The organism is Halobacillus trueperi (assembly GCF_003386945.1).
In the GTDB taxonomy this organism is placed as follows: domain Bacteria; phylum Bacillota; class Bacilli; order Bacillales; family Halobacillaceae; genus Halobacillus; species Halobacillus aidingensis.
Window position 1 is genome coordinate 1 of the sequence record NZ_QUAE01000029.1, and the last position, 13,681, is coordinate 13,681.

The window sequence follows — 13,681 nt, forward strand, 5'->3', positions numbered from 1 at the left end:
GGGTTCGTTTCTCACTTTCATGGTAGGGGGTGGTTGGGAAGCTGCGAGACTCCCGTGGGAGAAGGAGATAGGCGAGATCCCGCAGGACGCAGTCCGAGGAAGCTCGGCGCTCCCCCACAGGAAAGTGTTCAAATGCGGAATCGCCCTGGTAGAAACGACTGGCATAAGCAGAACAGCAAAGGAATGTGTTTTTTCATTCCGTTGCTGTTCTGCTTATGACGCGAGTTTCTGGGCGATGGAGCTAGACGAGTTGCTTCCCAGCCACCCCTGACGCTCAACACGGCAAACGAACACCGAAACATCTTGAAATCGAGTCTTCAACAATCCTGCCATATTCTTTAATAAATCTTAAAAGGATATTTGTTGGGTGAACAAAGAAAAACCGGCTGTCTGGGGGACAGCCGGTTTTTCTTTAGAGTTATCTAGATAGGATGCCTAGTAAACCATAAGTCAGGATGGACTGACGTTCCATCTTGAACATCTGGCGTACTCTGAGATCATCGGTATGTAGTGGTGTGAAGAAGATCGCTTCATTTCTGAATTCATCTTTCGGCTCTACCGCGAGCCATTCACCATCTTCAAGACCTGATATGATCTCCACGAGGCCTTGTTCTTCAATTCCTGTTTCAATGTCACGGCGCTCTAGAATTCCTTCCTCATTCATCACCCATGCATAAAGGTTTTCTTCAGTCTCTAACGCCTTTTCAACAGCAGTGACTACACCTAAAGCATCATCTGTAATGATTTTCAGATCCGCATGATAACCAGCCAGCAATTCTTCTGAAGGGTTTTCCAGGGAAACTTTGAAAGGATAGCGGCTTGAGCGATGGACCTCGACTTCTTCTGGGTAATCGTCCACAGACGTCAATGTACCTGTCGTTTCATATTCCAATTCGGGAACATGGATTTCGACGACCATTTCTTCTTCGATTTCCTTCCGTTCTTGTTCAGGTATGGTTCCTTCTAATACTAGGTTCGTAGATTCCAATGTAAGAAGAGGGGCTTCGAGGTCTTCAGAAATTTCGCTGACCGTTCCTGAAAAAGCGCTTGTAACGGTGATTCGATCACCTTCGTCCTGAAGCTGGTCCAGTTGGTTTTCCACCATTTCGAGCATGGCTTCTTGTTTTGCGAGTTCTGCTTCTTGTTCGGCAATCTTCTCTTCTTTCATGTACTCGGTTTCTACGTAGGAAGGGGGAGTAGCGTCACTTGTATCGGAATTATTGTTGAACAGACTTGAGTTATCGTTTGTGTCGGGAGGGTCAGGTACGCGATAGCTCTCAATCTCGTCTATTAAATCTTCAATCGCGTCAATTTCTTCCTCTAATCGGCTGACTTCAGACTCAAGACGGGATTCCTCCTGATAATAGTTCAAGACATCGTACGTGTAGAGGTCATCACCCTCACTGACGGTGTCTCCTTCTTCAACAAGGAACTCATTGAACGATCCAACATCTTCATTGAAATAGACAGGCTCTGTTTCTTCTGACGTGAACACAGCTTTTGTATCCATTTTTTCAAATAAATCATAGGTGATTGTCTTGGACCATTCATTGATGTAAGACTTGCGATCCACTTGTTCTCCTTCATCAAGGAAGATGAGGAAAGCATTGGTCGTAACGAAGGCGACAATCAAGATTCCGAGGATTCTGCCTTTAACATTGATTTTTTTCATAGATCTTTACACCTGCTGCTTTCTTATCTGAGTAAATAAAGGAGATACAAATCGAATTTAGATAGGGCGGCCGTACCTGCCCATAACAACATGTGCCAAAAAACAACACCGATCCAGATCCAGCCAATTTTCGTCTTAGAAAGCCAGGAGATACACTTCACCTGGTACCAAATGATGAAAAGTTGGAAGATGGAGATGGCTCCGCATAAGTAAATGACCCAATCAATGCTAGTGAAATAAGAGGCGATCACTCCGAAAGAAAAGGGAGAGACGTACCAATCAATACCTGCATAAACCATTAGCGGAATCCAGGTGATCCGTTCGATCAGCATGATCAGCAATACATTCATTTGCAGAATAAAGAGTTTTTTATAAGACACGTTGTTGAACAACCAGAAAAAGAAAGATGAAATGAAAAGCGTGAACAAGAATAAAAGGATGGCGAAACCAGCGCGTCCAATTAAGAACCAGGCTTTCCTCATTTCATATTCGACTCTGTTCAGGTCAGACATGTTGGCAGAAATCGCATCCGTACCGAGACCAAGCCACGCTGTCCAGACATATGTAAGAATCGTCAAACCTAATAAAAAGAATAATAGATTCCAAACGTTTTTGAGCCGTTCCGCTTCGTTCAGTTTGAACAAATGGTCTTCCCGGCTTGTAAATAGCTTTATTAAATGAATCGAGTATGTCATGCGTTCCATCCTTTAATATAGAAATAAAACTCTCTGTCTTATTCTAACGGAAATTGTCAGTTGTTGCTATAATTACCTCATAAACTACTTGGAAAAAGTTAGGTGGATAAATTCCATTGTTGTTTTTCATATAAGCTCTCGATTGTGGAAGACTCAGTTTCGAGATGTTTCCGGTTTCTGGGGTTCATTGCCTGGTTGAGCATCAGGGCTGGCTGGGAAGCTACTCGCTTTCCTGCGGGGATGACGGCAAGCCATTCCCGCGGGAGTCTCGCAGCTTCCCAAGCACCTCATTCGATGTAGGTGAGAAACGAACCCCTATACCAAGATGGGGCGTCTTCCACCCCAACGCAGGATCACGCATAAAGCGCTCCAAATCAATCTTTCACGCTCGGAATGACCAATGGAAGGAGTTTCAAATATCTCCTTCTCTTGAGCATACAAGCAGTGATTCCGAGAGTGGTTTCGAGAGCCTCACACGGTAAAGGGACGGAAGGGAATGGGGAGGCTCACCGCGCTCCCACGGAAAGCGACTCATTCCCCGCAGCCCTCATCCACTCAACAAAAGTCTCGAAATCGAGTCTTCAATAATAATGCCATATTCTTTAATAATTAATCATTAACGCCACCGTTTACAGAGCTAAAAATAAAGCACGGTGCGGGATGCACCGTGCGTTTCATTTAGCCTTGAGAAGGCGCTGCCTGATAGGGCGGGTCTTGATTCTTCGCTTTAAAAAATAGCGATCGATCTTTATAAAGGAAGATCATGGATAGAATGAAAGCGAACAGATCAGAAAGAGGGAAGGCGAGCCACACGCCTGTCACTCCGAAGAAGTTCGGCAAAATCAATACAAGCGGAATTAAGAATAGGACTTGACGCGCCATAGACAAGATAAGCGCTGGCTTTGCCATTCCCAATGCTTGATAAAGGCCGCCACTGACAACCTGGGCGCCAATCAGAATGGCAAGAGCGAACATGATGCGGATGGCATACGCTCCTGTTTCAATGGTCGCTTCATCTCCTGTGAAGATGTTCATCAAACCTTCAGGGAAGGCCATCATTAAGATGAAAATGCCTGCGGAGATGATCGTAACAACTTTCATACCGAGCATGACCGTTTCTTTTAGGCGGTCGTAATTTTTGGCTCCGTAATTATAGCCAATGATGGGCTGCATGCCTTGAAGGACGCCGATCATCGGCATGATGGTGAACATCGCAAGCTTCTGGACGATTCCGAAGACGCCGACTTCGAATTCACCGCCGAATTTAATGAGCATCAGGTTGATGGCGATCATCATCCCGCTTCCAGATACTTGTCGAATGAAAGCCGGCATACCAATGGTTAACACTTCACGGATGACAGACCACTGCGGTTTCAAGTAGGAAGCTTTGACCGTGAGTGATGATTTTCCTTTTAAGAAGTAATTCAAGACGACGATCGTTACGGTCGCCTGGGATATGACGGTGGCAACGGAAGCACCCTGCACACCCATATCCAAACCGAAAATGAAGATAGGGTCCAGGATCATGTTCAAAACAGCCGGGATGATCATCGTCATCATCGCAAACTTGGAGTTTCCTTCTGAACGGATGATACTGTTCGTCGTAAAGGCGAAAGAGAAGAAGAAAGATCCAAGCATGATCGGGAACAAATAGTCCGTTGCATAAGGCATAATGTTGTCCGTTGCTCCGAACAGTTTCAGCAAAGGCTCAAGAAAGGTGAAGGCACCGATGAAGCCGAAGCTTGAGACGACAACGATCGTAAAAAGGATGTTTCCGAAAACTTGGTTGGCTTCTTCCTGTTTATTTTCTCCTAAACGTCTTGAGATGACGGAGGCACCACCAATACCGACGGCTGCGGCAATGGCCATGATAATCATCATCACGGGGAAGCCGATACTGACACCGGAAACGCCTAAAATCCCGACACCTCGCGCGATGAACAGCGTGTCAACGACATTGTAAAGGGCCATGACGAACATGCCGATCATAGCGGGAACTGATAAATTCGTTAACAATTTCGGGATGGGTTCGGTCCCTAACCGCTGACTTTGTTGTTTCATTTAGCTTCGCTCCTTGAGGTTTTAGGTTTTAAGTTGTCTTGCATCTTTTTCAACCAGGACACCATGACTTGCTGTTCTTCTTTTGACAGTCCCTGAGTCGCTTCTTCTTCAATATCCTCGATGATCTTAAGGATGGTTGCATGCAACTCTAGTCCTTTATCCGTTAGCTTCACAAGCTTTGTCCGTTTGTCTTTTTGGCAGGACCTTTTCATGATACGTTCATGCTTTAAGAGTGTTTCAATCAAGCCGTTCATCGATGAGGCTTTAATGTGCAACTGCTTTTGCAGGTCCGTTTGGGATTGCTCGCCCGCTTTGGCCAGGAAGTAGATGACTTTCGCCTGTGAGTGGGTCAATCCGTACTCTCCTAATTGCTGGTTATATATATTTTGTAAAAAATGCGCGACCATATTGATGTTGTAACCTAAGTTTTGATCTATGTTTTGTTTCATATTTACTTAGCCCCCTAAACAAATTATAGTATAATACGACTTCGATTAGAAGTAAACGAAAGTGTTTCACATAAGGGGAGCTATGGCAGACTTATGAACTTTTATCTGTTACATGAACTTTTTACCATCAAAGCTCAATCACATCTGCTGCTTTATAGTAAAATAAAGGAAAAGAAGGGGTGGTTCGTTATGGTTCAAATAGTAAAAACACATCCGAAATCGTTTTACGGAGGCGTGCTTTTCATTGCTGCCTTACTGCTTTCAAACTTTTTTATTCAGAAAATGGAAGTGACGGGCCAAGTTCCACCGATTCTTGTGTTGGCGACCGTCTTTGATGTCATGATCGTTCTCCCGGTCGTTCTTTTCTTATTTGTCCTCCGGAGAAAGCCAACATTGTCATTGCTTGCTCCTCTCTGGCTTTTAGGAGCAGGGTTCGTCCACTGGATTGTTCCTGCATATGCTAAAGAACATCTGCAATACATGAACGTATCCATTATCCTCGTTGAGGCAGGTTTCATCCTCTTAGAACTTTTCCTTCTTGTTATTTTCATTAAGAATCTGAAGACGTGGAGAAATAACTTCAAAGCTTCAAAAAACACACTTCCACATTTACTTTCAAGAATTTCCATAGTGAACCATCAGACGTTTGGAGGCTATCCTAAGCTGGCACGGCTGATGGGAGTGATAGCCACAGATGCTTCCGCCATCCGCTATGTTTTTTTCCCACATCTGGATGATGAGCCTGCTGGTGAACATACCTTCAGCTATCACAAAAATAGTGAATACTTCGGTGTTTTTCTCATGCTTGTTCATGCGATGCTCATTGAAATCATTGCTGTCCACGTCATGCTCATGCAGTACAGCCACACGATCGCATGGATTGCGACCTTCCTTGATTTTTATGCGCTCGTTTTCCTAATTGCCGACTATCAGGCAATTCGTAAAAGTCCTGTCGTCATTCAGAATAACCATCTTCATTTTCAAAAAGGTCTTCGTTTCCACATGACGGTCCCATTAGAAAAAGTGGCGGATATTCGTCGGTATGAAGGGGAGGCCTTGCCTGAGGAACGTGATTCATTCCCTTTGATGCTTGCTGGATTTGAAAAGATGCCTCCACAGTTCGAAATACAGTTGAGCGAAGCGGTGGAGGGGTATCGTGTATTTGGTTTCAAACGTAAAGTAATGAAAATATTCCTGACTGTCGATGAACCAGAAAGGTTTTTACAAACATTAAATGAAATACGACTGGTTTCAAAGAAAGGCATTTAGTCAATTATGATAAGAGGAAGGAAGGGATTCTATGCCTCGTTATCAAAGTGGAATCTTTATATATAATGGAAAAAAGGACGAAGCAGAGTTAGAAACGGCTCTTTCACAAGTATTGCCGGTTTTGAGTAGAGCGGTGAAGGAGTTAAAGGTCATCCAAACGTTGTCTTTGGACGATTTATATGAAAATTGTCGGCATTACGGGCCCGAGGTTGAAGTTTTTTTCGTCTTTGGAGGAGATGGAACCTTGCATGAAGTCGTCAACTGTCTCGCACCGATGGAAAATCGTCCGGTGATCGGTGTGCTTCCAGGAGGAACGTGTAACGATTTCAGCCGGGTTTTGGATACACCTCAGCGGCTTAATCAAGCAGCTGTCTCCATCATCGAAGGGGAAGAGGTCTCTGTGGATGCAGGGAAGACGGAGGACGATTATTTTATCAACTTCTGGGGCATCGGTCTTGTGACACAAACCTCCTTTAACATTGACGAAAATCAAAAGAATCGGTTCGGTGTACTCAGCTATTTCATGAGCGCACTGAAAACGATGAATCAGGCAACGCCTTTTCGTTTCAAACTGACCGTGGATGATGAAGAGGTGGATGGGGAGGCGGTGATGATTCTTGTCATGAATGGACAATTCATAGGGACGAGGCGCATTCCTGTCCCGACGATCGACTTGCAGGATGGGAAGTTTGACGTTCTGGTTGTGAAGAATTCCAATCTGACATTATTCAGGGAACTCATGACTATGGGACGACCGCAAACCGATCAGAGTGAATTCCAGGAGCTTTCCCACTATCAAGGAGAGAAGGTGAACATCGATGTTGAATTTAAGCAGGATGTTGACATGGATGGGGAAATCAAAGGGAAGACACCGGAAAAATTGGAGGTGCTTCCGGATCATTTTACCTTCTTAAGTGGAGGACCGAACGCGTTGCATAATATGGACAACCTTTAAGGAAACCGTGAATTTGCGGAAAAGGGGTGGTTTGACAGTTGGAATTTGTTAAACTTATACTATCTTTATCTTTTGTAAAGGATGGGCGAACGTGATGAACGAACAAGAACTGTACCGCAAGAAAAAACAAGATCCTTCGTTGAAGCTGTTTGTCGTATTGACAAAAGCTCAGCGTACCATCGCAGATTTAGTGAAGGATGATATCCAACGATATGAATTGAACCCGACAGAATTCGGAGTGCTTGAGCTTCTGTATCACCAGGGAGATCAGCCACTGCAGAAGATCGGAGAGAAAATCCTGCTCGCAAGCGGCAGTATCACTTATGTGGTGGACAAGCTTGAGAAAAAGGAATACTTGAAACGTGTGCCTTGTCCAAACGACCGACGGATCACTTATGCGTCCATTACGGAAAAAGGGCGGGACCTGTTGAACGGCATCTTCCCCGATCATTGGAAAGAGATTGAATCGATCATGGATGGGCTGACGGATGAAGAGAAAAAGGATGCCATCGAACTATTGAAGAAGCTTGGGAAGTCCGCAGATTCCAAAAAAGAGTAGCCAATTTTCTGACGATCCGATATAATGAGAGTAATTCTAAAGACAAAGGAGGGTATGAAGATGTTACAGATGCACGTGCTTGACTATCAAATCAACTATGTACGCCGTGCAATTATTCACGATTCAGCTGTCAACGGGACACGTATGTCCAAAATGGCATCTGAATAGTGAAGCAATGTAGCGTCTCATACCTGATTATTCACAGATCCAAGTCAGAGGTAACGGGACCTCTGGCTTTTTTTGTGTTTTCAAAAAGTCTTTAGGAGGAATTTGAAATGATCATTACATTAAAGAATTTATATAAAATTGTCGGTGGGGAAGTATTGTTCGAAGCTTTGGATATGGAAATCAAACCCGGTCAGCGTGTCGGGCTTGTCGGTCGTAATGGCAGCGGAAAATCCACCCTTTTCAGAATCATGACCAAAGAGGAATCGTTGGATGGCGGTGACCTTTTCATTCAAAAAGGGGCGACCATCGGTTATTTGAAACAGATTCCAGCGGATTGGGCGGGAACGGGTAGAGCATACTTGCAGCTTGCCTTTACTGAACTCGTTTCTTTGGCTGAACAGATGAAAGAATTAGAAGAGGATATGACAGATCCTGAAAAAATGGAGAATGCCATTGCCGCTTACGGGGAAATACAGGAGCGTTTCACTCAGCGTGGTGGATACGAAATGGATGCCTCCATCAAACAAGTGGCGAACGGATTGAATATCGCTCATTTGCTGAATCAGCCATTTTCAAGTTTGAGCGGAGGGGAGAAAACGAAACTTGGTCTTGCCAAGTTGTTGCTGGAAGACCCCGACGTGCTTTTGCTTGATGAACCGACAAACCATTTGGATCTACAAGCGATCGAATGGCTGGAAGCGTATTTGCAAGCCTACGACGGGACCATTTGTGTCATCTCCCATGACCGCGCATTCCTTGATCACATCGTCACAGACATTATGGATTTGGAATCCGGTGAAATTGATACGTACAAAGGCAACTACACCGCTTTTGAGAAACCAAAAGAAGAAAAATTGCTTGCAGAATTTCATCAGTATGAAGAACAACAGAAGAAGATTAAAAAGATGAAAGAGGCCATAAGAAGGTTGAGGCAATGGGCGAATGAAGCCACTCCACCGAATCCTAAGCTTTTCAAAAAAGCGAAAAGCATGGAAAAAGCGTTAGAACGGATGGAGAAGATCGATAAGCCGGTGATCGATCCGAAAAAAATGAATCTTTCTCTTGAATCGGATGGTCGGACAGGGAAAGACGTATTCACCATTGAATCGCTGAAGAAGCAATACGGCAGCGAAACGATTTTGGATGGTGTCGACCTTCACGTCCGTTATCAGGACCGGATCGCGATTGTCGGAGCCAATGGAAGCGGGAAATCCACATTCTTGAGAATTTTATTGGAAAAAGAAACACCAAGCGCAGGGACGATCAAACAGGCGCCGTCCATCAAAGTAGGCTATCTTCCGCAAAACCCTCTGCAGGAAGCCGATCGCGACCAGCGGATGATCGACCACTTCAGGGATCACATCCGGGTGACCGAAGGGGAAGCACAGCACAGGCTTGCGGGCTTCATGTTTTATGGATATGACGTCTTCCGTAAAATCCGCCACCTAAGCGGAGGGGAGCAGATGCGTTTGAAGCTTGCGATCTTCATGCACCAGGATATTCAGGTGCTGGTCCTGGATGAACCGACCAACCACCTTGATGTGGAGTCACAAGAAGTTCTTGAAGAAGCGCTCAATCAATTCAAAGGAACGATTATCGGGGTTTCCCACGATCGGCACTTCCTGGACCAGTGTTTCACTCACACCGCTTTTCTTGTGGATGGAAAACTTCACAGGTATATCGGTACGTATGAAGAAACGAAGAAACATTGGCACGCCCTTTTAGAAGCGCGTGAAGAAGAGAAGCTCGTAAAACGTGAAAAAACAGGAAATCCAGAAAACCACATCAAAGAAGAACCGATCATCGATTGGGAAAAGGAAATCGCTTGTCTCGAGGGGGAGATTTCAACCATCGATCAACAGATGCAGAACGGTGACAATGTAGATGAGTTAATGAAACTCCAACAGCACAAAGATAAGTTGGAAAAAGACTTAGAATCTCTTTATGAAAATTGGATGGAAGCCCAGTGATGGTTTGTCCAGTACTAGGAAAAGGGTAGGAAACCAAAAGTTTCCTACCCTTTTTGGTGACCGGCATGAACGACCTCGTATCCATCTATAGGATGGACACATGTTTAGAAGGATCGCCTCGTTTCTCACGGTAATAGTCGACGAGGGCGCCGGTATACGAAAAAAAATCAGGACAAAAGATGCCTGAGGCAGCGAGATCCATTTCTGCCTGATGGTTGTCATAGTATGCACTACAAAGGAAGTAATCAAGAGCTTCCCTTTGAATACCTAAAACTTTCCGTAAAGGACGAAGCTTCAATGATTGGTTAGCAAGCCCCAGCGGCAAGGTGAAACGAGGGTGTTTGTCCGCATACACATAACTGAGCTGCTCGTAGATTTCTTTGGCTGTGTAAGGATTGGGATCTGTGAGGTGGTACGTCTTTCCGCTGCTTTCGGGATGATGGGCAAGGTAGTTTGTCGCTTCAATGACATAATCCTGGGGCACAAGGTTTACACGTGCTGTTCCTTTTCCGAAAAAAGGGAGAACGGGTAGACTTCTTAAAGCTTCTACTAAGTTCAATATAAAATAAGGTCCGTCGAATTTGGCGGTCACTCCTGATTTTGTATGTCCGACTACGATCCCGGGGCGGATGATGGTTGTCGGGATTTCTTTGCACATCCGGTGAACGAGATTTTCAGCTTCGTGTTTCGTGTATTCATAATGGTTCTTAAAACCTTTCCCATGAGCGAGGTCCTTTTCGTAAACGGTCCCTTCCCGTTTTCCTGAAACATAGGCGGTGCTGAAATAAATATAACGTTCCAAATGCTGGCATTGGGAAAGCCAGCGATTCACCTCTCTTGTCCCTTGGACGTTGACTTTCCATGCCGGCATGAGAGGGACGGCCAAATCATAAAGAGCGGCAAGGTGGAAAACGTGGGTCACCTCTTGTAGTAATTGCATAGATGTTGCGGATGAGAGTCCCAATCCTTTTTGAGTAATGTCCCCTGGGACGAGTTCGATTTTTCCAGTATTCACACCATTGACTGTTTCCCACGCCTCTATCTGCTTTTTCGCTTCTTTTTCCATAGAGGGAAGGTGAAGGAGATAGAGTTTCTCTATGGAATTCCTGTTTCTAAAAAGACCTTCAATTAAGGCTGAAGCTAAATATCCTGGAAAACCAGTAAACAAATACGTGTTGGACATGACCATTTCCCCTCCGTAATCCGTTTGATTACCTTTTCGTGATGGATCATTGAACTTCCTTCTTTTGCCTATTCACTTGTTTATTGTGAAGGAGGAGGGGAAAACAAGAACGAGTCACAGATTTTTTGGGAGGTTATCAAATGAAAGTTCTTTATAGGAGCCAATGGAAAAGTAGGAAAACACATAGTTGATAAACTTGTAGAAACCGAACACACCCCGTATGCGATGGTCCGTAAGAAGGATCAGATTCCTCAATTCGAAGAAAAAGGTGTAGAAACCATACATGGAGACCTGATGAGAGATTTTGAACATGCTTTCAAAGGAATGGATGCCGTCATCTTCGCGGCAGGATCCGGACCTGATACAGGCGCAGACATGACGATCGTCGTCGATCAGGAAGGAGCAATCAAGGCAGCGGAGCATGCGGAAGCCAATGGGGTGAAGCGGTACATGATGTTAAGTTCAATCGGAGCAGACCGCGCAGAAGAAGCGCCCGACGATTTCAAATTTTATCTTTACGCTAAACGACGCGCCGATGAATACTTGAAAAGTACAGACTTGGATTATACCATCGTCCGCCCCGGCGGTCTGACCAACGATGCAGGCACAGGGAAGGTGACGTTGAAAGAACGTACAGATCAAGGAGAGATCCCACGTGAAGATGTTGCCGCCACACTTGTTCATCTTCTCCCTGTAGAAGATTCCATCCACCAAAGCTACGACCTCATCAGCGGCGACACACCGATTGAAGAACTATAAAAAAGAAGGAGCCTCGCGCTCCTTCTTTTTTAAGTCGTTTGTTTAAGTATATGGCAGGATTGTTGAAGACTCGATTTCGAGAATTTTGTGGGAGTTTAGGGGCTCCGGGAAAAGGTTCGCTTTCCGTGGGCGAGTGATGAGCCTCCTCGAGCTAACGCTCTGCGGGGTCTCATCTACCACGCACTTCCTCTTAGATATCCGGTTCCGGCGCCTAGCGGCTAGTGAGACTTCCCTCGCTTCTGTACGATAAGTCAACATCGAATCACTCCGTTCTTCGTGTTTCCTTTATCTCCGCCAGCTCAGTCCAGTCCATACGCCGCTGATCGAGGCGCCTCCACACTTAAGGTAGGAGTCTCACCTTTTCCCTCCGCCCCTTTACCATACGAGATTCTCGAAATCCCTCTAACAGGAACCTGGCGAGCTCTGTAATGAAGACCTGTCAATCAACGCTGTTATAGAGTCGTTTTAACCATAGATCCAGCAAGAATAAGGCGTGGGAACAGGGTCTGGGAAACGTCCGCATGAAAAACGAATGGAGACACGAGCGTGTGTGTTTTTCTACTGACTAATTCCAAACACCGCAAATCGTCGTTTCCCTGACCCCGTATCCATGGCCAGGAATTGTCATTCATTATTTCAACTAGGCAAGGCTTTCTTTAAGGATGCGCGGTATGTGCTCCTAGCGCTCCCGCGGAAAGCGAGTCATTCCCCGCAGCCCCCATCCACTCAACAAAAGTCTCGAAACTGAGTCTTCCACAAACGGGAGCGTTAATGTAAAAGGGATGTGATGAAAATGACAAAACCGTGACAAAAAATGAGCGGATTATAATGAGAAAATAGGTTTAGCTGATGTGAAAACGGGTATAAAATTTCTAGACAGAATTGTAATAGACACAAGGAGGGGAAGCTTTGGGTAACCCGGAAGTGATCGTGTACACAAGTCGGAACTGTCATTATTGTGAGAAGGTACTAGGAACATTGGAAGAATGGGAAATTGATTATGAAGAGCGGAATGTATCTGAGAACCGTGACCATTTCAAAGAACTACAAAGAAACAAAATTTACGGTACACCCGCTGTATTTATAGATGGAGAAAAGATTCTCGGTTATCAAGAACGTAAAATGAAACAGAAACTGAGAATAAAAGAAAATCCTCAGTACATTAGGACTGACTCCATGAATTTTTCCTAAATGGTTTCGACAAGTGATGATCATCACTTGTTTTTTTTGTCCAAAAGCATCAATAAGCCTGGTATTCATCGCTTTCGTTTCACTTTTTCATGTGCTTTTTCATAGGCTGAAGTATCATACGTTAAAGGTGGAACATTCATGTACCCATATAATCCTTACTATTATTACAATAATGGCTGGTATCGGTATCCTTCCAGTCTTCCTTACGATCAGATGAACTACCAGCAAATGTCCAATAACCAGGGGAACGTCTGGGGTTATACCCCGTACAATCAAGCCATGTATGGTTTTCAAAATCCATATGTGAATAGTTATGACTATACAGGTTATACTGAGACCGGGAATCCGAATCCGAATTCTTCATTCAACGTCGGCAATATGTCCAAAGGCGTCATGAGTTATTTTCAAAAAGAAGATGGCCAGATTGACTTCGACAAAATGATGTCGACTACCGGTCAGGTCGTAAAGACCGTAAAGGATGTCAGTCCAATTGTTAAAGGGATCGGGACATTCGTTAAAGGCATCAAGTAAACCGCGCGCTATTCATTTAGCGCGCATTTTCTTTAGGCATAAGAAAATGTAGAGAAACATGTAGCTGTGAGCAGAAGGTTAGTTCCCTTATCTTCCCAACCAACCTCTAAATGAGCATACAGACCGGAGCCTTTTTCGTAATCAAGGGGATTTTCATGGATAAAAAATGGGAAATGAATGTGTTATAATTTTTCGCATAACGAAATAAATGATCGGGTG

At 44.6% G+C, this 13,681-nt stretch carries 13 protein-coding genes; 8 read left to right on the forward strand and 5 right to left on the reverse strand.

What is annotated here, in order from left to right; genetic code table 11:
- Positions 1 to 418: 418 nt before the first annotated feature.
- From DYE48_RS19395 to DYE48_RS19410, 4 genes are all read right to left on the reverse strand, one after another.
- Entirely contained in the window at positions 419 to 1,672 is a 1,254-nt protein-coding gene (locus DYE48_RS19395; protein WP_115825000.1) for an efflux RND transporter periplasmic adaptor subunit, read from the reverse strand.
- 23 nt (positions 1,673 to 1,695) lie between these two features.
- Positions 1,696 to 2,367 carry a hypothetical protein gene (locus tag DYE48_RS19400; protein ID WP_089654539.1) on the reverse strand — a complete coding sequence of 224 codons (672 nt, stop codon included), beginning with the start codon at positions 2,365 to 2,367 and terminating at the stop codon, positions 1,696 to 1,698.
- A 678-nt stretch (positions 2,368 to 3,045) separates the two neighbouring features.
- Complete coding sequence (locus tag DYE48_RS19405) at positions 3,046 to 4,428, reverse strand: MATE family efflux transporter (protein WP_115825001.1); 1,383 nt, start codon at positions 4,426 to 4,428, stop codon at positions 3,046 to 3,048.
- Positions 4,425 to 4,877: a MarR family winged helix-turn-helix transcriptional regulator gene (locus DYE48_RS19410; protein WP_115825002.1), complete on the reverse strand. Its 453-nt coding sequence runs from the start codon at positions 4,875 to 4,877 to the stop codon at positions 4,425 to 4,427. The genes DYE48_RS19405 and DYE48_RS19410 overlap by 4 nt, the downstream gene beginning before the upstream one ends.
- Before the next feature lie 189 nt (positions 4,878 to 5,066).
- Here DYE48_RS19410 and DYE48_RS19415 point away from each other — a divergent pair, with 189 nt between their 5' ends.
- The 5 genes from DYE48_RS19415 to abc-f all read left to right on the forward strand — a co-directional run bounded on the left by DYE48_RS19415 (position 5,067) and on the right by abc-f (position 9,798).
- Positions 5,067 to 6,146, forward strand: coding sequence for a hypothetical protein (locus DYE48_RS19415; protein WP_147299300.1), 1,080 nt, complete (start codon positions 5,067 to 5,069; stop codon positions 6,144 to 6,146).
- Positions 6,147 to 6,177: 31 nt separating this feature from the next.
- Positions 6,178 to 7,101, forward strand: a complete 924-nt coding sequence (locus tag DYE48_RS19420) for a YegS/Rv2252/BmrU family lipid kinase (RefSeq protein WP_115825004.1) — start codon at positions 6,178 to 6,180, stop codon at positions 7,099 to 7,101.
- 94 nt (positions 7,102 to 7,195) lie between these two features.
- Positions 7,196 to 7,660, forward strand: a complete 465-nt coding sequence (locus tag DYE48_RS19425; RefSeq protein WP_089654573.1) for a MarR family winged helix-turn-helix transcriptional regulator — start codon at positions 7,196 to 7,198, stop codon at positions 7,658 to 7,660.
- A 60-nt stretch (positions 7,661 to 7,720) separates the two neighbouring features.
- Positions 7,721 to 7,828: an RAxF-45 family protein gene (locus DYE48_RS21505; RefSeq protein ID WP_279615135.1), complete on the forward strand. Its 108-nt coding sequence runs from the start codon at positions 7,721 to 7,723 to the stop codon at positions 7,826 to 7,828.
- 107 nt (positions 7,829 to 7,935) lie between these two features.
- A complete protein-coding gene (gene abc-f, locus DYE48_RS19430) occupies positions 7,936 to 9,798 on the forward strand; it encodes a ribosomal protection-like ABC-F family protein (protein ID WP_115825005.1) in 1,863 nt (620 codons plus the stop codon).
- Positions 9,799 to 9,883: 85 nt separating this feature from the next.
- On the opposite strand, the gene DYE48_RS19435 is transcribed toward abc-f, so the two are convergent.
- Positions 9,884 to 10,981: an SDR family oxidoreductase gene (locus tag DYE48_RS19435; protein ID WP_167449559.1), complete on the reverse strand. Its 1,098-nt coding sequence runs from the start codon at positions 10,979 to 10,981 to the stop codon at positions 9,884 to 9,886.
- A gap of 153 nt (positions 10,982 to 11,134) precedes the next feature.
- On the opposite strand from DYE48_RS19435, the gene DYE48_RS19440 reads away from it, so the two are divergent.
- The 3 genes from DYE48_RS19440 (at position 11,135) to DYE48_RS19450 (ending at position 13,462) form a co-directional block, all read left to right on the forward strand.
- The gene (locus tag DYE48_RS19440) at positions 11,135 to 11,740 is read left to right on the forward strand and encodes an SDR family oxidoreductase (protein ID WP_115825007.1); all 606 of its coding nucleotides are present in this window, start codon (positions 11,135 to 11,137) and stop codon (positions 11,738 to 11,740) included.
- Positions 11,741 to 12,649: 909 nt separating this feature from the next.
- Positions 12,650 to 12,931: a glutaredoxin family protein gene (locus DYE48_RS19445; protein WP_089654548.1), complete on the forward strand. Its 282-nt coding sequence runs from the start codon at positions 12,650 to 12,652 to the stop codon at positions 12,929 to 12,931.
- Positions 12,932 to 13,069: 138 nt separating this feature from the next.
- Positions 13,070 to 13,462, forward strand: coding sequence for a YppG family protein (locus DYE48_RS19450; RefSeq protein ID WP_115825008.1), 393 nt, complete (start codon positions 13,070 to 13,072; stop codon positions 13,460 to 13,462).
- The last annotated feature ends 219 nt before the right edge of the window (positions 13,463 to 13,681 follow it).